We start from the raw sequence: 23386 nt of genomic DNA on the forward strand, positions 1-23386 counted from the left end.
TAATTCAAAAGCTCCGCAATTCCTAATAACCGCCGGCCCCTCTGGCTGGCCAAGACGTTCGGGTGGAAGTCATAGCAAAGTCGATCGTTCATACAAAGCGCAAGCTTGCAAAAGGCGTGACGATGGCTGTCGCCCTAGTCTCCCTTTTCACCCTTGGCGGCTGCGTCGGCGGCGGCATGGACTATCTGAGCTCGGCCAAAGTGGATCGCAGCGTATCGACGGGCACCGTGCCGACGGCCCCCGTAACGACGGACAGCATCTCCGACGAGACCACGGTGCGCAATGCCGTTACCTCGGCGGATCTCCACAAACTCAACGGTCAGCCCATACCCTGGGCAAACACCTCAACCGGCAGTGCCGGTGTCATCGACACGATTGTCGAAAGCAATGCGTCCGGCGTGGTCTGCCGCCAATTCCGCACCAGCCGGCACTCTTATCAGGGCGTCGCCAACTTCTCCGGCAGGACTTGCCTCGTCGGGCTTGGTGAATGGCAGTTGCTCAGCTTCCAGCAGGCGGGCTGATCGCCGCCCTCCTGTTTTTCGGCGCCTCTAAAGCATTTTGGTTCCGCACGCATGATGTTGACATCTGCGCCCACGATTTGGCTGCGAATTTCGGGCATCATCTGTTAGCGATTGGCTAACCATGCCTCAAAATGGGGATCTGCTGCCCCTCTCCCTCGTAACGCCTGATTAGCAACTCCTCCCGCAGGATCGGCTCATCGGCGCACCAGCCTTGCCTCCCATGACGGGGGCAGGATGGCGAAGCGCTATCAATTGGTTCTTTGCTTGGGGTGCTGCGATGGGGCTCGGCACCACCCACGAATGATGGCGGGAAAGATGCGCGATCCGTATAAGGTGCTGGGCGTTAGGAAAGATGCGGGGACGGACGACATCAAATCGGCCTGGCGTAGCTTGGCCAAGACCGCGCATCCCGATCACAATCCTGGCGATCCGACCGCGTCGGAACGGTTTGCCGAAATCGGCCGGGCTTACGAGACGCTGAAGGATCCGCAAAAGCGCAGCCGCTACGACCAGATCGCACGTATGGCCGAGGCAAAGGGTCAGAGCCAGGAACAGACGATCATGCAGCAGCGGCAGGCGGCTCGCGAGGCTGCCGAGCGGGCCAAGGCCGCGCGCGCCAATGCCGACAAGATCATGGAAGAGCTCGCGCGGGCCAACGCCCGCAAAGCGGCAGCCTCTGCTGCATCCGGCCAACAGGGCAATGCCACCGAATCTCCGGAAGACATGGTCGAACGCATTTTCGGAGTGAAGACCGGCCAGGCGCCGCAGGCACCGGCCACGGCGGCAACAGGCGTAAAGCAGGCGGAAAAACCGCAGGAGCAACCCGATACCGCGGCACCGGAAGAGCCGCAGGTGGAAGAGGAGCAGCTTGCCACGGTTTCAGCAGCTGCCGGCTCGCGCTCCGCCTTCGGCATCCTCGGCTCTCTGGTACGACGCATCACGGGCGGCAGTGCGCCCGAAAAGCCGCCGGAGAAAACCCCGGAGGTCGCCGCCGAAGCCACGGTAACGCTCGACGACATGCTGAAGAGCCGCTGGATTGCCGTTCCGCTGCCCGACAACCGGGAGGCGCGCTTTCAGGCGACGACTGATATCTCCAATGGCCAGGTGCTTCACCTCAAGGGCCAGGGACTGAAACTGCAGGGCATGTTGCGCGGCGATGTCGCCGTCACCGTTCACCTATCGACCGACGGACGCTTCACGCTCGACGGAAGCGATGTGCGTACAATATTACCCATTACGATAGAGAATGCCGTTCTAGGTTGCGAAACCACGGTCGAAGGATTGAACGGACCGGTCAGGATCACGGTGCCGGCCTGGTCCGGTTCGGATCAGGTCGTGCGCATTTCCGGCGAGGGATTGCCCGACGGCAATGGCGGAAAAGGCGATCTCATCGTCGAATTGCGGCTGATGCTGTGGGAAAAACCCGACGATAAGGTCACGGATCTCATGCGCAGCATGCGCGAGGGGCTTTTCCTGTGAAATTTTGGTGACAACAGCACCCTTTGTTACGATCCCTAACAGTTGATGATCTTTACGATGCTTGAACAGGGGAACGGCCTATGCCATAGGCAGGGTCATTCGAAAGTTCAAGGGAGCAGAATATGGCTCAATCCACTGGCCTCATGGCAGGCAAACGCGGCGTCATCCTCGGCGTAGCAAACAACCGTTCGATAGCGTGGGGTATTGCCAAGGCCTGTTCGGATGCCGGAGCCGAAATCGCATTGACGTGGCAGGGCGATGCCCTGAAGAAGCGCGTCGAGCCGCTTGCTCAGGAACTCGGCGCATTTATGGCTGGCCATTGCGACGTAACCGAGCCGGCAACGATCGATGCCGTCATGGACACGCTTGAGGCGAAATGGGGCAAGATCGATTTCGTCGTGCATGCCATCGCGTTTTCCGACAAGGACGAGCTGACCGGCCGTTACCTCGATACCAGCCGCGACAACTTCACGAAGACGATGGATATCTCCGTCTATTCCTTCACGGCGGTTGCACAGCGCGCCGAGCGAATCATGAATGACGGCGGCTCGATGATCACCCTCACCTATTACGGTGCGGAAAAGGTCATGCCGCACTACAACGTCATGGGTGTCGCGAAGGCTGCTTTGGAAGCCAGCGTGCGCTACCTCGCAGTCGATCTCGGCAGCCGCGGTATTCGCGTCAACGCGATCTCGGCAGGTCCGATCAAGACGCTCGCAGCGTCCGGCATCGGCGACTTCCGCTACATCCTGAAGTGGAATGAGTACAACGCACCGCTGAAGCGGACCGTCACGATCGACGAAGTCGGCAATTCCGCCCTCTATCTGCTGTCCGATCTGTCGACGGCCGTGACCGGCGAAATCCATCACGTCGATTCGGGCTATCATACGGTCGGCATGAAGGCCGTGGACGCGCCCGACATTTCCGTCGCGAAGGACTGACCAACAGGAAGCTGACCGTGTCGCCCATCCTCTATGTGATACGTCACGGTCAGACCGACTGGAATGCCGAGCGTCGCCTGCAGGGGCAGAAAGACATCGATCTCAACGCCATCGGCCGCGAACAGGCGCGGCAGAACGGCATCGATCTCGCCGAAATCCTCGCATTCGAAAACCGGCCCTTCGATTTCGTCGCCAGCCCCTTGCGGCGCACGCGCGAAACCATGGAAATCGCCAGAGATGCCATGGGCCTGCCGCCCAAGGACTATGCGACCGACGACAGGCTCGTCGAACTGTCCTTCGGAGCCTGGGAAGGCTTTACACTCAAGGAATTGAAGGCAACAGCGCCCGACCGGCTCGCGGAGCGCAAGGCGAATAAATGGGACTTCATCCCGCCTGGCGAAGATGCCGAAAGCTATGAAATCCTCTCCTGGCGCGTCGGCTCATGGCTGGCATCCGTCGACCGCCCGACGGTCTGCGTCACGCATGGCGGCGTCATCCGTACGCTGTTCCGTCTGATCGGCGATGTCGAAAAGGAAGAGGCGGCGGAAATCCCGATCCATCAGGACCAGATCCTGAAGGTCGATCCGCAGATGAAGATCATCGGTTGGATGTAGACGGTTCCCGATTAAAGCATGTCGCGCAGAAGTGTGCAGCGGTTTGGGACAATGACATACCCAAATCAAAGATCTAAAGCGCAAGAAGCGAATCCGAAAGATCGCGATGCGCTTCGGGCGCGGATGGCTGCGTGATTTGGGAGCGAGCGAAGAAGAATAATCACCTTGAAGGCGGGAAAACCGTCCAAGACCGCCGGCTGCCCGGCGGCAGCGCTATCTACTGGACGATATCGAGATCGTTGACGACGCGCTTGCCGTCGACTTCCGTATAGAAGACCACCACCTTCACACCGGCCTGCAGGCCACTGAAATCGAAATCCTCCGGCACCTGATAGCTCTTTCCGTCATCCAGCGTGATGTTGAAGTTCTTCGCGTCGACCTTCTTGATGACGGCTTCGACATCGGCGCTTTCAGCAAAACCGGCGACAGGAGCAAGCAGGCTTGCCGTGGCCAAAAGCGTCGCTACAAAGAAGCGCATCGTCGTCACCCTTCAGGTAAATTGATTATGATTTCTTATGCGGGCTAGAAAACACGTCGAATATGGCGGAAGTTGCCCCCAATAATGACTTCGCCCGCCCAAATGGTGAATGCTTCGTCACAATCCACAATTCGGATTAATCTTTGTTTACCATGCCGATGCTTGAGGAGGAAAAGGGCCGGTCGCCGTTTCCGAGGCAAGTGAAAGAAAGATTTTGTCTTGTCGGCATTTTGGCCTATGAGTGGGCCGAAATTGCAAGAGACAAGACGCGGCCTGCCGGTCAGGCTGCGCTAATCCGGTCGTTTTACATGTCGCACAATACATTCGGTCACCTCTTCCGCGTCACCACCTGGGGCGAAAGCCACGGTCCAGCGCTCGGCTGCGTCGTCGACGGCTGTCCTCCAGGCCTCCGTTTCAAGCTGCAGGACATTCAAACCTGGCTCGACAAGCGCAAGCCGGGCCAATCGCGCTTCGTGACGCAGCGGCGCGAGGACGATCTCGTCAAGGTTCTGTCGGGCGTCATGATGGACGAGGACGGCGAGACGATGATCTCGACCGGCACACCGATCTCGATGCTGATCGAGAATACCGATCAGCGCTCGAAGGATTACGGCGAGATCGCTAGGCGTTACCGCCCCGGCCATGCAGACTACACCTATGATGTCAAATACGGCATTCGCGACTACCGCGGCGGCGGCCGCTCATCAGCCCGCGAAACCGCGGCGCGCGTCGCTGCCGGCGGCATCGCCCGTCTCGTAGTGCCCGGCGTGACGATCCGTGGCGCGCTGGTGCAAATCGGCAAGCACAAGATCAACCGTGCCAACTGGGATTGGGCGCAGGTGGATCAGAACCCGTTCTTTGCGCCTGATCCCGAAATCGTGCCTATTTGGGAAGACTATCTCGACGGTATCCGCAAGGCCGGCTCCTCGATCGGTGCCGTGGTGGAAGTGGTGGCGGAAGGCGTGCCGGCCGGTCTCGGCGCTCCGATCTATGGCAAGCTCGACCAGGATATCGCCTCGCTGCTGATGTCGATCAATGCCGTCAAGGGCGTCGAAATCGGTGAGGGTTTCGCCTCCGCTGAACTCACAGGCGAGGAAAATGCCGATGCCATGCGCATGGGCAATGACGGCAAGCGCATCTTCCTGTCCAATCATGCCGGCGGCATCCTGGGTGGCATTTCCACCGGCGAGCCCATCGTCGCGCGCTTTGCCATCAAGCCGACCTCCTCGATCCTGACGGAACGCCAGTCGATCGATGCCGATGGCAACAATGTCGATGTCCGCACCAAGGGCCGCCACGATCCTTGCGTCGGCATTCGTGCCGTGCCGATCGGCGAGGCGATGGTCGCCTGCGCCGTTGCCGATCATTATCTGAGGGATCGCGGCCAGACGGGCCAGCAGAGGTAGGAACTTCGAGATGTCTTACGACCAGAAGCGTGTTGTCGATGCCATAAGGGCTTTCGAAGCCGGCGAGATCGTCGTCGTCATGGACGACAATGACCGCGAGAACGAAGGCGATCTGATCGTTGCCGCCGTTCACTGCACGCCGGACAAGATGGCTTTCATCGTCCGGCACACGTCCGGCATCGTCTGCACGCCGATGCCGCGCGAAGAAGCCAAGCGGCTCAACCTCAATGCCATGGTCGCAGAAAACGACTCAGCACATACGACGGCCTTCACCGTTTCCGTCGATTTCAAGCATGGCACCACAACAGGCATTTCCGCCGACGACCGGACCCTGACGGTTCGAAACCTCGCCAATCCGAATGTCGGGCCGACGGATTTCGTTCGTCCGGGCCATATCTTCCCGCTGGTTGCGCGCGAAGGCGGCGTGCTCATGCGTTCGGGCCATACGGAAGCCGCCGTCGATCTCTGCAAGCTTGCCGGCCTGCCGCCGATCGGCGTCATCAGCGAGCTCGTCAATGATGACGGTACGGTGACGCGCGGCCAGCAAGTGGTGGAATTCGCCGAGCAGAACGGGCTGAAGCTGGTTTCCGTCGCCGACCTCATCGCCTATCGCCAGCGCAAGGAAACCCTCATCGAGCTCGGCACCAGCTTCGACATCGAAACATCGTTCGGCAAGGCGCGCGCCCATACCTATTCCCTGCCCTGGGACCCGATGCAGCATCTTGCCGTCGTTTTCGGCGATATTCGCGACGGCGTCGATATCCCGGTTCGACTGCATCCGGAAAATGTCGCCGAGGATCTGTTCGGCAAGCGCCGTCCGGTCGATTTCTACATGAAGAAGATCGCCGAGGAAGGCCGGGGCGTCATCGTCTATTTGCGCGAAGGCTCCGTCGGTGTCGGTCATTTCGACAATGGTCGCAAGGCGCGTCAGGCCGAGCGCGAGAGCCACGCCGAGGCACAGGCGCGCGACAGCGAATGGCTGGAAATCGGGCTTGGCGCGCAGATCCTGAAGGATCTCGGCGTCAGCTCGATCAAGCTGCTCACTAGCCGCGAACGGCACTATGTCGGCTTGGAAGGGTTCGGCATCAAGATTGCCAAGACGGAGATCTGCTGATCTTTGTCCTCCCCTCGAGCAGGAGGGGTCTGGGTGGGGTGATGTCTGACGGCACTCATGGGTCATTCCACCCGCGCGCTGCGCGTGACCGCCCCCTCAAAGGCGAGGTGCCGAAAACTCGCGATCCAGCAGGCCCATCATGATGTCGTCGTGCCAGCGGCCATTGACGTAAGCGGTCTCCCGCTCCCTCCCTTCGACGATGAAGCCGCATTTTTCATAGGCGCGGATGGCGCGCTCGTTGTAGGCGAGCACGCGTATTCCGATGCGATGCAGTCTCATCTCGCCGAAGGCATGATCCAGCAGAAGAGTGATCGCTTCCGTGCCAAAGCCTTTACCAAGCAGCGCCGGATTATAGATCCCGATTGCCATCGTCGCGCGTCGGTCCTGGCGATTGACGTTGTCCAATCGGATTATGCCGGCAAAGACGCCGTCGATTTCGATAACCCAGGCATGAGGCTGATCGGCAAGGCCCTGAACCCATCGCGTTGCGCCCTCCCGGGTGATGGGCTCGATGTCCTCCTTGTTAACGCCATACATCTCCGCGATCTCGGCATTCGTACCTAAAGCGAAGCGCACATCGGCGTCCTCGGCACATGGCGGGCGGAGCCTAACATTGCGGCCTTTTAGAATCAGCGACGACAACGAACTCTCCTCTTCGGGTGTTCTTCTGCCTATTGGACTCTGTTAGTTATGTCCCTTCAAGGGGGGTGACAAAGCTTACGATCGATCCGGCCATGTGGCATCGAATAGGCGAAGCCAATTGTCATAGGCGAATTTTCGCAGGGTTAATTCATCGAATCCGCTTTGGCGCATGGCCTCCACGAGCCGCGGCAAGCCGCTTGCGTCTCCGATCTCACGAGGCATGACGGCGCCATCGAAATCCGATCCAAGCGCGACCCCATCCGCGCCGATGCGGGCGCTGAGATAGTCGATCTGGCGAACGACCGCTTCGAGCGGGGTATCCTCGTCAAGATTGGCATCCGCGCGGATATCGTTGACGGCAAGATTCAACCCAACGACGCCACCTGTATCGCGGATGGCGTCCAATTGCCGGTCGGTGAGGTTTCGGGTCGACGGGCATATGGCATGAGCGCAGGCATGCGTGGCGACAAGCGGAGCGGTGCTCAATGCGGCCACGTCCCAAAATCCGCGCTCGTTCAGATGGGAAACATCGATCATGATCCCGAGTTCGTTGCACCTTCTGACCAGACCCTTTCCCAAATCCGTGAGGCCGGGTCCAGTATCTGGCGATCTCGGATAGGCGAACGGAACGCCGTAACCAAAGATATTCGGGCGGCTCCATACGATGCCCAGGGATCGAAGGCCGGCATTGTGGAGGCTATCCAGATAGCCGAGATCGGGGCCGATGGCGTCGGCGCCTTCCATATGGAGTACGATGGCGAATGCGCCGTCATATTCAGCCGCCTTGATCTCCCTTACGCTCGTTGCCACACGGATTTTATCGCCCGAGCGTCCAATCAGCTTCCTTATCGCCGCAAGCTGCCCGTCGATTTGCCGACGGGCATGATCCTGATGCAAAGCTTCGGCATAGCGAACTTCGTAGCCATTTTGGGTGATCGTCAGATCATCTACCGGCTCATGCTCCGGCGCGGCGTACATCGCAAACAATCCGCCGGCTAAGCCTCCTTCGAGTGCTCGCGGAAGATCGAGATGCCCAGCCTCGGACCGGGCCAAAAAATCACGGCCGTCAGGCTTGTAATCCAGCATGAACTGGACCGCATCATTATGCCCATCGAAGATTCGGATAGTGTTCATGCGATCGCAGTCCCGATAGGTCAGAGGCAGTTTCGCTCTCGCGTCAACGCAATTCGCTGCCGATTCCCCGAAAAAGGAATATCGGTTATCCCCGCCAGCCGTCGAGAAACACGACCTTCTCGACGCCGGTGAAACGGGCAACACGTTCCAGCTCCGCTTCCAGCTTCTCCAGCCGGCCGGCCGATGCCTTGACGCCCGGCTCCAGCCACAGGCGTTTGACATCGAGCGTCCCCGCCTTGCGGTCGGCCTTCATGTCGATCCGTCCGATCAACCGGTCGCCCTCCAGCAATGGGAAGACGTAGTAGCCGTATTCGCGCTTCGGTTCGGGCACGAAAATCTCGATGCGGTAGAAGAAGCCGAAGAGACGTTCGGTCCGATTGCGATCGCGCAGAGTCGGATCGAAGGGGCTCAGCACGCGGATGCGCGCCGGTGCCTCGGCATGACTGTCGAGCGTGTCATGGAAATCGAGGAAGGCGAAGGACGAGCGCGGCTTGCCGCCGGCGGCAGGCTCGACCAGTACTTCGGTCAATTCGTCTCGATGAGTCTCGACCCAGCTCTTGGCTTCCTGCGGCGTGACCAGATCCCAGAAGGCGGCGATTTCGCCCGAGGTGGCAAAGCCGAGGCGCTGCAGCGCGCTTCGGCAAGCCCAGTCGACAAATTCGTCATGCTCCACTTCGGGCTCATGGAAATGGGCCGGAAGGACGCGTTCGACGAGGTCGTAGACCTTTTGAAAATTAGTGCGGCCGGCGATGGCAAACTTGCCGGTGCGCCAGAAATATTCGAGCGCCGTCTTGTTTGGGTGCCAATTCCACCAGCCGCCGGAGACATGATCCTCCGCCTTGACCTCGCGGGCGGTGATCGCGCCGTTCTTCAGCACGCGCTCGTAGGTTTCCTCGAAAGCCGCCTCGAAGCCCTCCCCGCGCCATTTGCGCCAGCGTGCGATGATTGCCTCATCCTCGCGGCGGAAGCGGTGCTTCCAATAGACGAAGAAGGCGCTCGGCAGGATGGAGGCATCATGCGTCCAGTTCTCGAAGAGTGCACCGTCCTTCTCCAAGAGTTCGGTCAGATGTTCACGCCGATAGGTCTGGTTGCGCGAAAACAGGATCTGGTGATGGGCGCGCTCGACGGTGGCGATACTGTCCACCTGCACGAAGCCGATGTCGTGGATGAGCTGCAGCAGCCCCGCCTTGGTCAAGGCGCGGTTCGGCGGATTGGCAAGACCTTGCTTGGCAAGGAACACGCGGCGGGCGTCACGATTCGAAAGCAGATTCGTCATTGCAGGATCATAGGCATAAATTCCCATGCTTTCAAAGAGGCGTCGATTTGATAATTCGATGCAATGCGCTATAGCTCCGCGATCACACTACCGAACAGGAAAGCCGCTTGGACATCCGCTTCGAAACCGCTGGCGTCGATTATGGCAAGCGCACTGCGCTGTTTCCTCTGAATCTCACGCTTCAGGAGCGCCGCATCGGGGTGATCGGCCTCAACGGTTCCGGCAAGACGACCTTCGCGCGGCTGATCAACGGGCTCATCAAGCCAACAACGGGGCGCGTCGTGGTTGATGGGCTCGACACGGTCGGCGATGCTGCCAAGGTGCTCGGCAAGGTCGGTTATATCTTCCAGTCGCCGCAAAACCAGATCATCCTGCCCATTGTGCGCGACGACATCGCCTTCGGCCTCAAGGCGCGCGGATATGACAAGGCGCAGATCGATGCGGCGGTCGAGGGCATTCTTGGCCGCTTCGGCGTCGGTCATCTCGGCGCGCGGCGGGCACATGAGCTCTCCGGGGGCGAATTACAGATGGCTGCCCTTTGCTCGGTGCTGGTGACTGGCCCGGATATCCTCATTCTGGACGAGCCGACGAACCAACTCGACCTCAAGAACCGGGCGCTGGTGCAGAAGACCATGATGGGGCTGCCGGAAAGTGTCATCGTCATCAGCCACGACCTACCCCTGCTCGAAGGTTTCGAGCGGGTGCTTTTGTTCGACCAAGGCCGGCTCGTCGCCGACGCTCCGGCAGCGGAGGCGATTGCACGCTATAGGGAGATGGCGGGCTGATGCAGACGCTGCATGTCGATGTCGATACCTGGCTGCACCGGCTTTCGCCGCGCGTGAAGCTGCTGGTACTGACCGCATTCGGCATATTGCTTTTCCTGACGCAGTCCATCGCGGTGCTTGCCTGCGCAAGCCTTGTCGGCGCCGCCCTTTATCTTCGCAGCGGTCTGCCGGTCGGAGACGCATTGAAGCGGCTGCGGCCGATCCTGATCTCGATTGCCGTGCTCGCAATTTTCGCAGCGCTCGTCGGCCCGCTTCACGCCGCCATCGTCACGGCGCTCAGACTGACAGCGCTGGCAATGTTCGCCGCCACGGTGACGGCCACGACCTCGATGGCCGCCTTTATCGATGAAATCACCGCGCTTGCCATGCCGCTCGAAAAGATCGGCTTGCTCAAGGCCGCCGATATCGGACTTGCGATCGGCCTCGTTATTCGTTTCGTCCCCGAGATCCTCGATCGTTATCATGCGATCCGCGAAGCGCATCAGGCGCGCGGGATCAAGGTTCGCCTGGCAACCACGCTCGCGCCGCTCATCATCCTGACGCTGCGCGATGCGGACAATATTGCGGCGGCGATTGACGCGCGGGGCATTCGGCGTCAATGAACATAGGTCTTTTTCGGAAGGAGCCGCCATGAACACCCGCGATCTCGTCCTCTCGGCGCTGTTTGCCGCCATCATCGTGGCGCTCGGCCTGTTGCCGCCGATCCCCATCGGCATCATTCCGGTTCCGATCACCGCCCAGTCGCTCGGCGTCATGCTCGCCGGCGTCGTCCTCGGCGCCAAGCGCGGGACGATCGCGGTGCTGCTGGTAGTGGTGCTTGTTTCGATCGGCCTGCCGGTCCTTTCCGGCGGCCGCGGCGGCCTTGCCGTCTTTGCCGGCCCGACAGCCGGCTTCTTCGTCGGCTGGATCTTCGCTGCCTTCATCACCGGCTATCTCTCGGAACGATTGGTGAAGCCGGAACAGAGCGGCCTGGTTCAAGGTGTCGGCTTCTTCATCGCTGCTGTTATCGGTGGGGTGGTGGTGCTGTACGCGTTCGGCATTGCCTGGCTCGCCATCAATATCGGTTTCAGCAAGGCGTTTATCGGGTCCCTGGGCTTCGTGCCGGGCGATGTCATCAAGGCCGTCGTCGCAGCCCTGGTCGGCCGCGCTGTCATGGTCGGCTATCCGCTTCTGCCGCAGCGGAGCTAAATCGAGACTAAGCCAGATATTTGTAGAGCCAGTCGCGCGTGTCTTCCGGCAGTGGCACCGGGTCATGCTCATCGCCACGCACCGCGAGCCAGAGGATTTCCACCTCCGCTGCCAATTCGTTGCCAGTTTCAACCGCGACAACGAAACCGATCGACTTGCCGCCAATCTTGTTGACGCTGATCGAGTAACGGGCAAGGTCGTCATAGTGCAGGGCGCGGTGCAGCGAGCACGATGCCTTCTTGGCGATATAGAGAGGCTCGTCGTCGACCAGCGGCCGCGTGCGCCAAAAGTTGGAGAGTGCGGTCTCGGCTTGCGAGATGTAGGAGGCGATAAACATCTGGCCGTGCCGGTCGACATCACGCGGCGGCACCCTTACCTCGATGACATCGGATCGTTCTACTCTCGCCATCACGCAACAACCCTGGCCGACGCCGTACTGACCTTAATGAAAGCTTAACACCGCGCCTCGATAAGTAAACGGCGCCACTTCAAAGTGGTTAAGATGGATTGTTGACATTGTAGTGACATTGTCCATGTCCTGTAATAGGCGTCATACCTCGTTTATAGATTGGCCCCATGAGCACACGTCTTTACGAACATCCGATCTTTCTTGAACACATCGTTCCTCCTGGCCATCCGGAGCGACCGGACCGGCTTCGCTCGCTGAACATTGCGCTGGAGCATCCAAATTTCGAGAGGCTGGACCGGCGAAAGGCGCCGCCCGCGCATGAGGATGCGATCCTGCTTGCGCATCCCGAGGAGCATCTGGATTTCGTGCTGCGTTCGATGCCGGACAGAGGTGACGAGGGCGAGATCAACCAGATCGAGGCGGATACCTATGCCAGCCCGAAGACGCTGCAGGCGATCATGCATGGCGTCGGCGGCGCCATGGCGGCGGTCGACGACGTCTTCTCCGGTGCGGCCGACAATGTCTTCGTCGCGGCCCGGCCGCCCGGCCACCATGCCGAGAAGACCAAGGCCATGGGTTTCTGCTTCTTCAACAATGCCGCGATCGCCGCCCGCCATGCGCAAAAGGCCCATGGTGCCGAGCGCGTCGCCATCGTCGATTGGGACGTGCATCACGGCAATGGCACGCAGGATATCTTCTGGGACGATCCGTCCGTGCTCTTCTGTTCCACTCACCAGATGCCACTCTATCCCGGCACGGGCAAGAAGGACGAACGCGGCGCGCACAACACCATCGTCAATGCGCCGCTGTCCCCCAATACCGGCGGCGATCATTTTCGCGAAGCCTTCAAGTCCCGCGTGCTGCCGGCGCTCACCGACTTCCGCCCCGACCTCATCATCATCTCGGCGGGCTTCGATGCCCATCACCGCGATCCCCTGGCGCAGCTGAACCTGACGGGCGAGGATTTCGACTGGGCGACGGGGCGACTGCTCGAGGTTGCCGACCGCAGCGCCAAGAACCGGGTCGTCAGCCTGCTCGAAGGCGGCTATGATCTGGAAGGTCTCGCCGAGTCGGCGGGAATGCATATTCTACGCATGATGAAAGGTTGACGATGAGCGAGAACGCCAAGGCAGATGTATCAGGCTATTCCTTCGAGAAGGCCGTGGCGGAGCTGGAAAGCATCGTTGCCCGGCTCGAACGCGGCGATGTGGCGCTGGATGAATCTATCGCCATCTACGAGCGCGGCGAAGCGCTGAAGAAGCATTGCGAGGCGCTGCTTTCGGCTGCGGAAAACCGCATCGAGAAGATCAGGCTCGATCGCGCCGGCAAGCCGCATGGCACGGAAGCGCTGGATGGCGCGTGAGGCGGGCGGCTGCACGCGCCTACCGGAATCGCCATGAGTCTCGCGCAGGCGCTTTGATGCGGATGAACGATTTCGTCAAGGCGACATGAACTGTATGTAACCATCGTGGTTGAGCGAAAACCCGAAGCTGGTCCGCTTTCCGTTTATGGATACGTGATACTCTCTGCCTCTATCGCCAATTTTGAACGCATCCGGATATTTTGTTTTGATGACGTCTGCGAATTGGCGTTCGATCGTCTCATCGTCTGCCATCCCTGGATGACGGCGATACTTCGTATCACATAGTCCGTCTGGATTGATGATAACAATCAGCGATCGATCGTCCGTTGCCCCCTCGAAATATGTATACTTGCCAGAAATCAAACTCGAACCTTGCTTGGTTTGAAACGACTTAACCCCATAGCGGGCTGCAGCCGCCCGAGCCTGCGTATAGGGCGCGCTAGAAGCAAAGCAAATATCTCGAAACGCAGCAACCGCAGGTTCAATTGCCGTCGGATCGGCAGCTTTTTTAGCAAACTGCTGCTCAGGCCGGTCACCCGTCGTGGTGCATGCGGCCAGCATTCCTCCCAAGAGAAAGGCAAACAGTACTTTGCTTCCGCGCATGTCCATGCTTATTCGTCTCCAAAATTACCCCGCTGTTCACATAGCGCGCAATGTTAAACAACCCTTTGAAACAATCCTTATAAACGCCTGGACAGCGGAATTTGAGTTTCCCAACCTTTCTCGCTAGGTTGAGCCCCAACCGAAAGGAGAGCCTTCATGTCCTTCTTCCCAGGAAACGATCCGCAGGCGGGTGACGCCTTCGCCTGCGATGCGATCGAGAATCTGATTATCCCGCGCACCAGCGACCTCGGCGGCTTCTCCGTGCGGCGCGCGCTTCCGAGCAGCCGGCGCCGGCTGGTGGGACCGTTCATCTTCTTCGACCGCATGGGGCCAGCCATTTTGCGGCCGGGCCAAGCGCTCGATGTGCGCCCACATCCGCATATTGGCCTTTCCACCGTCACCTACCTCTTCGACGGCGAGATCCGCCATATGGACAGCCTCGGCACGGCCAAGGTGATCCGTCCCGGCGACATCAACCTGATGACGGCCGGGCGCGGCATCGTGCATTCCGAGCGCACGCCGGAGAACCTGCGCGACCATCCATTTTCCATGTCCGGCCTGCAGACATGGCTGGCGCTGCCCGACGACAAGGAGGAGATCGATCCCTCCTTCGCCCACACGGAAAAGGACGAGCTGCCTGTCATCGCCGATGGCGGCGTGAGCGGGCGCGTGGTGATCGGTAATTTCGAGGGCCTGGAATCGCCGGTGAAATCCTTCTCGGACACTCTCTATGTCGATCTTCAGCTGCAGCCGAACACGACGTTTCCTTTTGGGGCAGCGCATGAGGAACGGGCAGTCTATATTCTCTCCGGTTCGCTCGTCGTCGCCGGCGACCGTTTCGAGCAGGATCAGCTTCTCGTCTTCCGCCCCGGTGACGCGATAACGCTGGGGGCCGGCGAAAAAGGCTGTCATCTCATGCTTTTTGGCGGTGCAGCGCTTAATTCGAAGCGCTATATCTGGTGGAATTTCGTCTCGTCCTCGAAGGAGCGTATCGAAAAAGCCAAAGAAGAATGGCGCACGGGCCGCTTCGATATCGTGCCGGGCGACGAGGAAGAGTTCATTCCCCTGCCGGAGGGCTAACGGGTTCATAACACTCCCACATGTTTCTTGTTCGGGAGCACCTTGAATTCGGCGTCTTTTGTCGCAATCTGTTTTGACGTAAAGGCGGACAACCGCCCAAGAATAGCAAGAAAGAGGCATCAGCCTTGACACAAATGCCAGAGACGCCCCTGCTCGACCGGGTCCAATATCCCTCCGACCTGCGAAAGCTGGAGGACCGGGAACTGCCGCAGCTCGCCCGCGAAGTCCGCGACGAGATGATCGATGCGGTTTCGCGCACCGGCGGACATCTTGGTGCCGGCCTCGGCGTGGTCGAATTGACCATTGCCATCCACAGCGTCTTCGATACGCCGAACGATCGTTTGATCTTCGATGTCGGACATCAGTGTTATCCGCACAAGATCCTGACTGGGCGTCGCGACCGCATTCGCACGCTGCGCCAGGAAAACGGTCTTTCCGGCTTCACGCGCCGGGCCGAAAGCGAGTACGATCCTTTCGGCGCAGCGCATTCCTCGACTTCCATTTCCGCCGGCCTCGGCATGGCTGTTGCCGCCGAGCTCGAAAACAGCGACCGCCGGGTGATCGCCGTCATCGGCGACGGTGCCATGTCAGCCGGCATGGCTTATGAGGCGCTGAACAATGCCGGCGCGCTCGATGCCCGGCTGATCGTCATTCTCAACGACAATGACATGTCGATTGCCCCGCCGACGGGAGCGATGAGCGCCTATCTCGCCCGCCTCGCCTCCGGCCGCACCTATATGGGCTTCCGGGATTTTGGAAAGAAACTGACCGCTTATCTCGGCAAGAAGGTCGACCGCGCCATCACGCGGGCAGTCGAACACGCACGGGGCTATGTAACCGGCGGCACCATGTTCGAGGAGATGGGCTTCTACCATATCGGTCCGATCGACGGCCATTCCTTCGAACATCTGCTGCCCGTGCTGCGCAATGTGCGCGACAATGCACAGGGACCGGTGCTGATCCATGTCGTGACGCAGAAGGGCAAGGGCTATCCCCCAGCCGAAGCGGCTGCCGACAAATATCATGGCGTCAACAAGTTCGACGTCATCACCGGCGCTCAGACGAAAGTGAAGCCGAATGCGCCGAGCTACACAAGCGTCTTTGCGGACGCTTTGGTGCAGGAAGCGACGCTCGACGACAAAATCGTCGGTATCACCGCCGCCATGCCGAACGGCACCGGCCTCGACAAGCTGCAGGAGTTCTTCCCGAAGCGCTGTTTCGATGTCGGAATTGCCGAGCAGCATGCCGTGACTTTCGCCGCCGGCCTCGCTGCAGAAGGTTATAAGCCCTTCGCCGCCCTTTATTCCACCTTCCTGCAGCGCGCCTATGACCAGGTGGTGCATGATGTGGCCATTCAAGGGCTGCCGGTCCGTTTCCCGATCGACCGCGCCGGCTTCGTCGGTGCCGATGGCCCGACGCATGCTGGCTCCTTCGACACCGCTTTCCTCGCGACTCTGCCGGGCTTCGTCGTCATGGCCGCGGCAGACGAGGCGGAGCTGAAGCACATGGTGCGCACCGCTGCCGCCTATGATCTGGGTCCGATCTCCTTCCGCTATCCGCGCGGTGAAGGCGTCGGCGTCGATCTGCCGGAACGCGGCCAGATCCTCGAAATCGGCAAGGGTCGCGTCATCAAGCAGGGCACGAAGGTCGCCCTACTCTCCTTCGGCACGCGTCTCGCCGATAGTCTTGCAGCCGCCGAGGATCTCGATGCCGCCGGTCTTTCGACGACAGTTGCGGACGCGCGCTTCGCCAAGCCGCTCGATCACGACCTCATCCGCCAGCTTGCCGCCCATCACGAGATGCTGATCACCATCGAGGAAGGTTCGGTCGGCGGCTTCGGCAGCCAGGTCATGCAGTTCCTTGCCAATGAGGGCCTGCTGGACAACGGCCTGAAAATCCGTTCGCTCGTCATGCCCGATATCTGGATGGAACAGGCAAAGCCCGAAGCCATGAATGCCCGGGCCGGTCTCGACCGTGCCGGCATCGTGCAAACGGTCTTCCGCACGCTCGGCCACGGCCGCATCGTCGAAGCTGCTGGATAGCTTTACCTCCCCTTGTGGGCTGGGCTATCGCATACGGGCGATAGCTCTGCCATCAAAGGGAGGGTTGCTTAATCAGAATTCTTCCCAATCGTCCTGGGGTGCGGCGGCGGAAGCCGTTGCCTTACCGGCAAAGGCCTTGGCGACCGTACGCCCGAGAGCGCGGGCCGGAGACATGGCCGGCTTCGAATGCGCCGTTGCCGCGACTGGCCGTGCCGGCGTTGCCGATATGGGCCGGGCGGGCATTACCCGAGCAGGTGCAGCCTGCACGGAATTGCCGAGACGGAATTGCTGCAGCAGCTCGTTGAGTGCAGCTGCTTCGCGGGCGAGCGCATGGCTTGCCGCCGTCTGCTCCTCGACCATCGCGGCATTCTTCTGGGTGCCCTGGTCCATATTGTTGACGGCCGTGTTGATCTCCTGCAGGCCGGTCGACTGCTCGCGGGTCGCCGTCACGATCGCGCCGACATGGCGGTTGATCTCTTGCACTTCGGATACGATCAATTCCAGCGCCTTGCCGGTCTCGCCGACCAGCGACACACCCGTATTGACCTGATCGCTCGATGTCGTGATGAGCGACTTGATTTCCTTGGCGGCATTGGCCGAACGCTGTGCAAGCTCGCGCACTTCCTGGGCGACGACGGCAAAGCCCTTGCCGGCATCTCCGGCACGTGCTGCCTCGACGCCGGCATTCAGCGCCAGAAGATTGGTCTGGAACGCGATGTCGTCGATGACGCTGATGATGTTGCTGATCTCGCCCGAGGATCTTTCAATCTGCTGCATGGCCGCGACGGCTTTGCGAACCACTTCGCCCGATCGCTCCGCACCGAGGCGGGCGCGTTCGACGAGATGGCCGACATCCTCGGCGCGCTTGGCAGAGTCACGAACGGTCGTCGTGACCTGTTCCAGTGCTGCGGCAGTCTCCTCGACAGCGGCAGCCTGCTGCTCGGTGCGATGCGCCAGATCATCGGCGGCCGCACGAATTTCGTCAGCACCTGCATTGATGGCGCGGGCATTGGAGCCGACAGACTGCAGGGCGGCCTCCAGCTTCTCGACTGCATTGTTGAAATCAGCGCGAACGCTGTCGAATTGCGGTGCAAAGCTGTTGTTAAGGCGGGTTGCGACATTACCCGACGATAGAGCCGAGAGGCCGCCGGCGAGCGCTTCCATGGCGAAGCGGATTTCGCCTTCTTCACGCGCCTTCTGCTCGTCATTCATCAGGCGCTGACGTTCGGCATCACCACGCATGCGCTCGGTCTCGCCAGCAAGACGCAGCTTCTCGATGCCGGCCTCCTTGAAGACGAGGACGGCATCCGCCATACGGCCGATTTCGTCGCCGCGGCCGACAGCCGGGACTTCGATATCGTGCTCGCCGTTTGCCAGACGGCCCATGGCCGCCGTCATGCCGACGATCGGGCGCACGATAATGCGCGAGAGCAGCCAGGCAAGCACAGCGGCGGCTAGCGAGGCCAAGATACTGCCAAGAATGAGGGTCAGGCGAAGATCGCCATTGGCATCGTCCTGCATGGCTGCCAGGTCGCTCGCCCTGGCGCGTGCGGCCTTCTTGATCTTGGCGGCAGCTTCACGGAAGCCGTCAAGCTGACCCTTGGTTTCGTTCTGGCCGATCTTGACGATCTGATCGAGCGGCATCTCGGTTTCCTTGCGCGCCTTGGCCTGTGGCTCCGCGAGCTGATGGAAATAGAGATCGGCAGCCTTCTGCATGTTGTCGATCGCCTGCAGCAGATCCGGAGAATCGGCGGCCGCCTCCTTGGCGGCTGCGATGCTCTTCAGCATCCGCTCGCGATTGTTGAAGATATCGCCATAGGTGCTGTCGCTGCGCAGAAGCAGAAAGCCGCGCAGGTTGACGGCCTGTTCCAGCATGGCCTGCAGCGAATCATCGATCAGGCTGACAAGCTGCTGCGATTTTGCCTGCTCATCGGCGGCTCCGGCCGAGACGTCCTGCTTTGCATAGACGAAAGCAGAAACACAGGCAAAAATGGCGATCAGAGCCGTAAATGTAATGGCAAGCTTGCCATTCAAAGAGAGTTTTTTCGCAAACATGAGCGAGCGCCTCCTGAGCGCCGGTCCTGGCGAGCATCCTCCGGCCGTCATTGGGAGGGAGTACGGCCGATGCTCGAAGAATTCAGGGAGGGCATGATTGGGACGCAGACGCGTGAAGCCTTCATGGCAGGCGGTGATCTGGAAGCGGATCACCGCAATCCTCGGCATGAGTAGAGGTTTCGGCTTTAAATTTATTTAATTTGCGCGGACTGCTCAGCTTAGCGCTAGTTCACCGCCGCCGCGGCCAGGATCAGGATTTCCAGATCGTGCTCCGGGTAAAAATCCTGCGCTGTCATCTGGAACGTCGTCGCGCCGATCTTCTTCACATTCGTACCGCAAAAGCTGATGTAGTTCTCGGGACTGCCCTTATCGACTGTCAGCTCGAAATGCTTGATCGGGCCGGACCAGTTGGCACCTGTCGTCAGCACATAGGAGATCCAGCTTTCGGTATAGCCGCGACCACCCTTGTCGGCCGCTGCGGCAAGCTTGACGGCCGTCTTCAGAAAGGCCTCATCGAGGCAATATTTGGCGCGATAGTTCTGCAGCTGCTGCTTCTGGTAATCTTCGTCGCCGGCAAAGGTGATGGCGACGGTTCCGCCGACGCTCGGCTTGTAGCGATGCTCCACGGCGATCCTGGCCTTGGCCGGAAACTTGGTGCGCCACCAATAGGTCGTGTGCAGCGTCCACATCGGCGTCGGATGATGTTTCATGCCCTGGCCGTCGGCGTCGTATTCATCATCGGCGATCAGTCCGCGGGCTCTCCAATCCTCGAGCACATCGACGGGCAATTTAGCGACAGCATCCGTCGCCGCCTTGCTGAGCGGCAGCAGCGGCACGCCGTGAGCCTTCAGTTCGTCGGTCATGTCGACTCCGGCAACCGATACGCGCTGCTGCAGGATCGGCGTGATGGCCTTGCCGCCCTGTGTGACGGTGAAGCCGAGGAAATTGTCGGAATCGACATTTCCGGCATCAACCATGCTGTCGATGTCGCCCTTGATATCGGGCATCGGAAAGGCGACGACGCTTTCGACGTCCTTATCGGACATGTTTTCAAAGACGTAATCGACACGGACCTGTTCTGGCGAAATGAACAACTTTTCCTGATCCATGCTGATATCGCCGGTGCGGACATAGGCGAGACCGCCCGTCTTCAGCTCGGCCATCGTGTCGTTCGCCATAGCCGGAGCCGCTGACATCGCCATCAGCGCAGCATAGCCACCAATCTTCCACATGATGCCCCTCGCCCATTGATCGCGGCGATTATGGCTGGCCGCTATCCGACGTCAACGCCGATTACAGCATAAAAGGCTTGCAACATAATGCATTGCCCGGCATGGACAGCCCATGTCCGAACCGCAACGCCTCGATCAGCTTCTTGTCACCCTTTCGCTCTTCGCCAGCCGCTCGCGCGCTCGCGATGCGATCCAGCGCGGTACGGTCACCGTGAACGGCAAGATCGTGACGAAGCCGGGAGCACTTTTTTCCGAAAATGCCAAGATCAGTATCGACGATCCGGCGCAGGATTATGTTTCCCGCGCCGCGTTGAAGCTGGTGGCGGCGCTCGATCATTTCGGTCTCGATCCGCGCGGACAGCATTGCCTCGATGTTGGCGCATCGACAGGCGGCTTTACCGAAGTGCTGCTTCAGCGCGGCGCTACTCATGTCACGGCAATCGATGTCGGCCACGACCAGATGCATCCGCGCATAGCGGACGATCCACGCGTCACCAATATCGAGGGGCTCAACGCGCGCAACCTGACGGCAGAAGATATCGGCGAACCTTTCACCTTCGTCGTTTCCGATGTCTCCTTCATTTCGCTGAAGCTAGCTCTCGCGCCGGTGCTCGCGCTCGCCGAACCCGGCGCGCGGGCGGCGCTGCTGGTCAAGCCGCAATTCGAGGCGGGCCGCGATGCGATCGGCAAGGCCGGGCTTTTGAAGGACCCCTCCTCCGCTCCGGCTGTGGCCGCCGAACTCGAGCGCTGGTTCACCGAAGACATGGGTTGGCAAAGCCTCGGCCTCATCGCCTCGCCGATCGCTGGCGGCGACGGCAATCAGGAATTTCTTCTCGCAGGGATCAAGCCATGAGCACCGAAACCATTACCATTCAAAAGCTCGGCGCCCAGGGCGACGGCATCGCGCAGGGCACCGATGGCCCGATCTACGTGCCCTTCACCCTACCGGGCGAAAACGTCGCCATCGCGCGGGTGAAAAGCCAAGGCACGTTGATGTCGATTACGACGGCCTCACCGGATCGCCAGGAGCCGCACTGTCGGCATTTCGGCCCACATGGCGTCAACGGCGCCTGCGGCGGCTGCACCCTGCAACATTATGCCGATGCGCCCTATCGCGCCTTCAAGCGTCAGCTCGTGGTCGATGCCCTGCGCTCCAAGGGCCTGACGCCCGAAGTGGACGATATCGTCGCCGCGCATCCGGGCGAGCGCCGCAGGGTCGTCTTCGCCGCGCGCAAGACTGAAAAGGATATGCTGATCGGCTTCAATCAGGCCGAAAGCCACCACATCGTCGCCATCGAGGAATGTCCCATCGCCTCGGCCGGCATCATGGCCAGGCTGCCCGCCATCAAGACGATTGCAGCGGCAATCGCCATCAATGCCGAAGCCTTCCGCATCTCCGTATTGGAGACGCAGACGGGCCTCGATCTCGCCGTCGACGGCATCAAATCTCTTTCGGACAAACAGCGCCGCAGCACGATCGAAACCGTGCTGTCACTTCGTGGCATCGCCCGCGTCTCGCTGAACGGCGAAATTCTGGTGGAGCCGGTAAAGCCGATCATCGATTTCGGCGGCGTACAGGTTGCGCCGCCGCCGGGTGCCTTCACACAGGCGACCAAGCAGGCCGAGGACGCCATGGCGGAGCTGGTTGCAACCCATGTCGGCAAGGCCAAGCGTATCGCCGATCTCTTCGCCGGCAGCGGCACCTTCTCGCTTCGCCTGGCACGGATCGGGCGGGTGCATGCGGTCGAAGGTGAGGCCAAGCCACTTGCCGCTTTGGATCATGCCGCCCGCAACACGCAGGGACTGAAGCCGGTCACCGTGGAACGCCGCGATCTTTTCCGCCGGCCCTTGATGGCGCAGGAATTGAAGGTCTACGATGCCGCTGTCTTCGACCCGCCGCGCGCCGGCGCGGAATTCCAGAGCAAGGAACTGGCCCGCTCCCAAGTCAAGAAGATCGTTGCCGTCTCCTGCAATCCGCTGACCCTCGCCCGCGATCTCGCTATCCTGGTCGAGGGCGGCTACCGCATTACGCGGGTGACGCCGATCGACCAGTTCCTGTGGACCTCGCATGTCGAAGTCGTTGCGGCGCTGGAGAAGTAGCTCTCTTCGCCAGAAGTTTGGTGGTCGGCCCTCGTGGTTCGAGGCTACGCCCTCTGGGCTTCGCACCTCACCATGAGGGCGGAGTAGCTCACGATCGAGATGCGCCAGAGATTAGCCTTCATGCTGAGGAGGCCCGAAGGGCCGTCTCGAAGCACGAGGGCGGGTGAGCTTCACCGCTTCATGAAGGCTTCGAAAGCCGCGCGGGCCTCGGCGCTTTTCAGCTGGGCGGCGAAATATTCGGCTTCCTCCTGGATGCGGTCGAGGACGGCATCGGTTGGGTCTCGCATCAAGTCACGCGCAATCCGCAGAGCCTCGGGCGGCTTGGCGGCGAGTTTTGCAGCCAGCGACAGCGTTTCGGTCTCCACCGTTTCCGGTGACGCCACCTTCCAGATCAGGCCCGCCTCCTTCGCTTTGGAAGCGGAGAATCCTTCGCCGAGAGCAAGCAGGGCGAAGGCACGCTGATGTCCCATCACGCGCGGAGCAAGCAGGCTTGAAGCCGCTTCCGGAACCAGCGCAAGATCGACGAAGGGTGTCTTGAACAGACTGCGGTCGGAAGCGACCGTCAAGTCGCAATGAAGGTGGATCGTGGTGCCAATGCCGATCGCCAGACCATCGACACCAGAGACGACGGGCTTCTTTGTGCTCGCCAGTGCAACGAGAAAATCAATGACTTCGCGCCCCATATTGCCGCTCATGGCGAAGGCAAGGAAATCCGCCAGATCGTTGCCGGCGGAAAAACAGCCTTCCGTGCCAAGAAAGACGTGGACGCGGATATCCGGCGCAGCTTCCGCTGCCTTGAGCGCATCGGTCATGGCCTGATACATGGCGCGCGTGATGGCATTCTTCTTTTCCGGCCGGTTGAAGCGGATGATCTGGACCTGCGGCGCAGTCTCGGGGCGTTCGATCAGGATGTGGTCGGTCATG

The 23386-nt window shown here is 60.5% G+C and carries 24 protein-coding genes; 15 read left to right on the forward strand and 9 right to left on the reverse strand.

Translation table 11 applies throughout. From position 1 onward, the window contains the following. Positions 1-62 precede the first annotated feature (62 nt). The 4 genes from FBZ99_RS11050 to FBZ99_RS11065 all read left to right on the forward strand — a co-directional run bounded on the left by FBZ99_RS11050 (position 63) and on the right by FBZ99_RS11065 (position 3555). Positions 63-521 (forward strand): RT0821/Lpp0805 family surface protein, encoded by a 459-nt coding sequence (locus tag FBZ99_RS11050; RefSeq protein ID WP_069613743.1) that lies wholly within the window; start codon positions 63-65, stop codon positions 519-521. A gap of 315 nt (positions 522-836) precedes the next feature. Further along, a complete protein-coding gene (locus FBZ99_RS11055) occupies positions 837-2000 on the forward strand; it encodes a DnaJ domain-containing protein (RefSeq protein ID WP_145633108.1) in 1164 nt (387 codons plus the stop codon). A gap of 122 nt (positions 2001-2122) precedes the next feature. Further along, the gene (gene fabI / locus FBZ99_RS11060) at positions 2123-2941 is read left to right on the forward strand and encodes an enoyl-ACP reductase FabI (RefSeq protein ID WP_069613741.1); all 819 of its coding nucleotides are present in this window, start codon (positions 2123-2125) and stop codon (positions 2939-2941) included. Between the two features lie 17 nt (positions 2942-2958). Beyond that, positions 2959-3555, forward strand: a complete 597-nt coding sequence (locus FBZ99_RS11065; protein ID WP_069613740.1) for a histidine phosphatase family protein — start codon at positions 2959-2961, stop codon at positions 3553-3555. Between the two features lie 217 nt (positions 3556-3772). On the opposite strand, the gene FBZ99_RS11070 is transcribed toward FBZ99_RS11065, so the two are convergent. Continuing rightward, entirely contained in the window at positions 3773-4033 is a 261-nt protein-coding gene (locus FBZ99_RS11070; RefSeq protein ID WP_015339036.1) for a DUF1344 domain-containing protein, read from the reverse strand. A gap of 308 nt (positions 4034-4341) precedes the next feature. On the opposite strand from FBZ99_RS11070, the gene aroC reads away from it, so the two are divergent. Together aroC and ribB are read left to right on the forward strand one after the other, a co-directional pair. Beyond that, positions 4342-5439, forward strand: coding sequence for a chorismate synthase (gene aroC, locus FBZ99_RS11075; RefSeq protein ID WP_145633110.1), 1098 nt, complete (start codon positions 4342-4344; stop codon positions 5437-5439). 10 nt (positions 5440-5449) lie between these two features. Beyond that, complete coding sequence (gene ribB / locus FBZ99_RS11080; RefSeq protein WP_145633113.1) at positions 5450-6553, forward strand: 3,4-dihydroxy-2-butanone-4-phosphate synthase; 1104 nt, start codon at positions 5450-5452, stop codon at positions 6551-6553. Positions 6554-6649: 96 nt separating this feature from the next. Here ribB and FBZ99_RS11085 read toward each other — a convergent pair whose 3' ends face one another. From FBZ99_RS11085 to FBZ99_RS11095, 3 genes are all read right to left on the reverse strand, one after another. Continuing rightward, positions 6650-7195, reverse strand: coding sequence for a GNAT family N-acetyltransferase (locus tag FBZ99_RS11085; RefSeq protein WP_145633116.1), 546 nt, complete (start codon positions 7193-7195; stop codon positions 6650-6652). 75 nt (positions 7196-7270) lie between these two features. Then, the gene (locus tag FBZ99_RS11090) at positions 7271-8329 is read right to left on the reverse strand and encodes a dipeptidase (protein ID WP_145633121.1); all 1059 of its coding nucleotides are present in this window, start codon (positions 8327-8329) and stop codon (positions 7271-7273) included. 85 nt (positions 8330-8414) lie between these two features. Continuing rightward, positions 8415-9605, reverse strand: coding sequence for a winged helix-turn-helix domain-containing protein (locus tag FBZ99_RS11095; protein ID WP_186450301.1), 1191 nt, complete (start codon positions 9603-9605; stop codon positions 8415-8417). 107 nt (positions 9606-9712) lie between these two features. Between FBZ99_RS11095 and FBZ99_RS11100 the strand changes: the two genes are divergently transcribed. The 3 genes from FBZ99_RS11100 to FBZ99_RS11110 are packed head-to-tail and all read left to right on the forward strand — an operon-like array spanning position 9713 to position 11578. Continuing rightward, positions 9713-10390, forward strand: coding sequence for an energy-coupling factor ABC transporter ATP-binding protein (locus FBZ99_RS11100; RefSeq protein ID WP_113333627.1), 678 nt, complete (start codon positions 9713-9715; stop codon positions 10388-10390). Further along, positions 10390-10992, forward strand: coding sequence for an energy-coupling factor transporter transmembrane component T family protein (locus tag FBZ99_RS11105; RefSeq protein WP_113333628.1), 603 nt, complete (start codon positions 10390-10392; stop codon positions 10990-10992). Before FBZ99_RS11100 ends, FBZ99_RS11105 begins: the two co-directional genes overlap by 1 nt. A gap of 28 nt (positions 10993-11020) precedes the next feature. Next, complete coding sequence (locus FBZ99_RS11110) at positions 11021-11578, forward strand: biotin transporter BioY (RefSeq protein WP_069613734.1); 558 nt, start codon at positions 11021-11023, stop codon at positions 11576-11578. 7 nt (positions 11579-11585) lie between these two features. Here the strand turns inward: FBZ99_RS11110 and FBZ99_RS11115 are convergent, their stop codons facing one another. Further along, positions 11586-11987 (reverse strand): acyl-CoA thioesterase, encoded by a 402-nt coding sequence (locus tag FBZ99_RS11115; RefSeq protein ID WP_113353896.1) that lies wholly within the window; start codon positions 11985-11987, stop codon positions 11586-11588. A 167-nt stretch (positions 11988-12154) separates the two neighbouring features. Here FBZ99_RS11115 and FBZ99_RS11120 point away from each other — a divergent pair, with 167 nt between their 5' ends. Both FBZ99_RS11120 and FBZ99_RS11125 read left to right on the forward strand, forming a co-directional pair. Next, positions 12155-13096 carry a histone deacetylase family protein gene (locus FBZ99_RS11120; RefSeq protein WP_113353895.1) on the forward strand — a complete coding sequence of 314 codons (942 nt, stop codon included), beginning with the start codon at positions 12155-12157 and terminating at the stop codon, positions 13094-13096. Between the two features lie 2 nt (positions 13097-13098). Continuing rightward, a complete protein-coding gene (locus FBZ99_RS11125) occupies positions 13099-13350 on the forward strand; it encodes an exodeoxyribonuclease VII small subunit (RefSeq protein ID WP_113353894.1) in 252 nt (83 codons plus the stop codon). Positions 13351-13425: 75 nt separating this feature from the next. Here the strand turns inward: FBZ99_RS11125 and FBZ99_RS11130 are convergent, their stop codons facing one another. Next, positions 13426-13959 (reverse strand): hypothetical protein, encoded by a 534-nt coding sequence (locus tag FBZ99_RS11130; protein WP_113353893.1) that lies wholly within the window; start codon positions 13957-13959, stop codon positions 13426-13428. A gap of 150 nt (positions 13960-14109) precedes the next feature. Here FBZ99_RS11130 and FBZ99_RS11135 point away from each other — a divergent pair, with 150 nt between their 5' ends. Together FBZ99_RS11135 and dxs are read left to right on the forward strand one after the other, a co-directional pair. Next, complete coding sequence (locus FBZ99_RS11135; RefSeq protein WP_113333633.1) at positions 14110-15033, forward strand: pirin family protein; 924 nt, start codon at positions 14110-14112, stop codon at positions 15031-15033. Between the two features lie 125 nt (positions 15034-15158). After that, on the forward strand, positions 15159-17075 hold the full coding sequence (gene dxs, locus FBZ99_RS11140) for a 1-deoxy-D-xylulose-5-phosphate synthase (RefSeq protein ID WP_113353892.1): 1917 nt from the start codon (positions 15159-15161) through the stop codon (positions 17073-17075). A gap of 72 nt (positions 17076-17147) precedes the next feature. Here the strand turns inward: dxs and FBZ99_RS11145 are convergent, their stop codons facing one another. Then, positions 17148-19130, reverse strand: a complete 1983-nt coding sequence (locus tag FBZ99_RS11145) for a methyl-accepting chemotaxis protein (RefSeq protein WP_113353891.1) — start codon at positions 19128-19130, stop codon at positions 17148-17150. A 224-nt stretch (positions 19131-19354) separates the two neighbouring features. Beyond that, complete coding sequence (locus FBZ99_RS11150) at positions 19355-20362, reverse strand: DUF4424 domain-containing protein (protein ID WP_113353890.1); 1008 nt, start codon at positions 20360-20362, stop codon at positions 19355-19357. 112 nt (positions 20363-20474) lie between these two features. Here FBZ99_RS11150 and FBZ99_RS11155 point away from each other — a divergent pair, with 112 nt between their 5' ends. Then, the gene (locus FBZ99_RS11155; RefSeq protein ID WP_113353889.1) at positions 20475-21215 is read left to right on the forward strand and encodes a TlyA family RNA methyltransferase; all 741 of its coding nucleotides are present in this window, start codon (positions 20475-20477) and stop codon (positions 21213-21215) included. Next, complete coding sequence (locus tag FBZ99_RS11160; protein WP_113353888.1) at positions 21212-22462, forward strand: class I SAM-dependent RNA methyltransferase; 1251 nt, start codon at positions 21212-21214, stop codon at positions 22460-22462. The genes FBZ99_RS11155 and FBZ99_RS11160 overlap by 4 nt, the downstream gene beginning before the upstream one ends. A 170-nt stretch (positions 22463-22632) precedes the next feature. On the opposite strand, the gene FBZ99_RS11165 is transcribed toward FBZ99_RS11160, so the two are convergent. After that, positions 22633-23385, reverse strand: a complete 753-nt coding sequence (locus tag FBZ99_RS11165; RefSeq protein ID WP_145633125.1) for a crotonase/enoyl-CoA hydratase family protein — start codon at positions 23383-23385, stop codon at positions 22633-22635. Position 23386: the final 1 nt, after the last annotated feature.

It is taken from the genome of Rhizobium sp. ERR 1071 (assembly GCF_007828675.1).
Classification (GTDB): domain Bacteria; phylum Pseudomonadota; class Alphaproteobacteria; order Rhizobiales; family Rhizobiaceae; genus Rhizobium; species Rhizobium dioscoreae.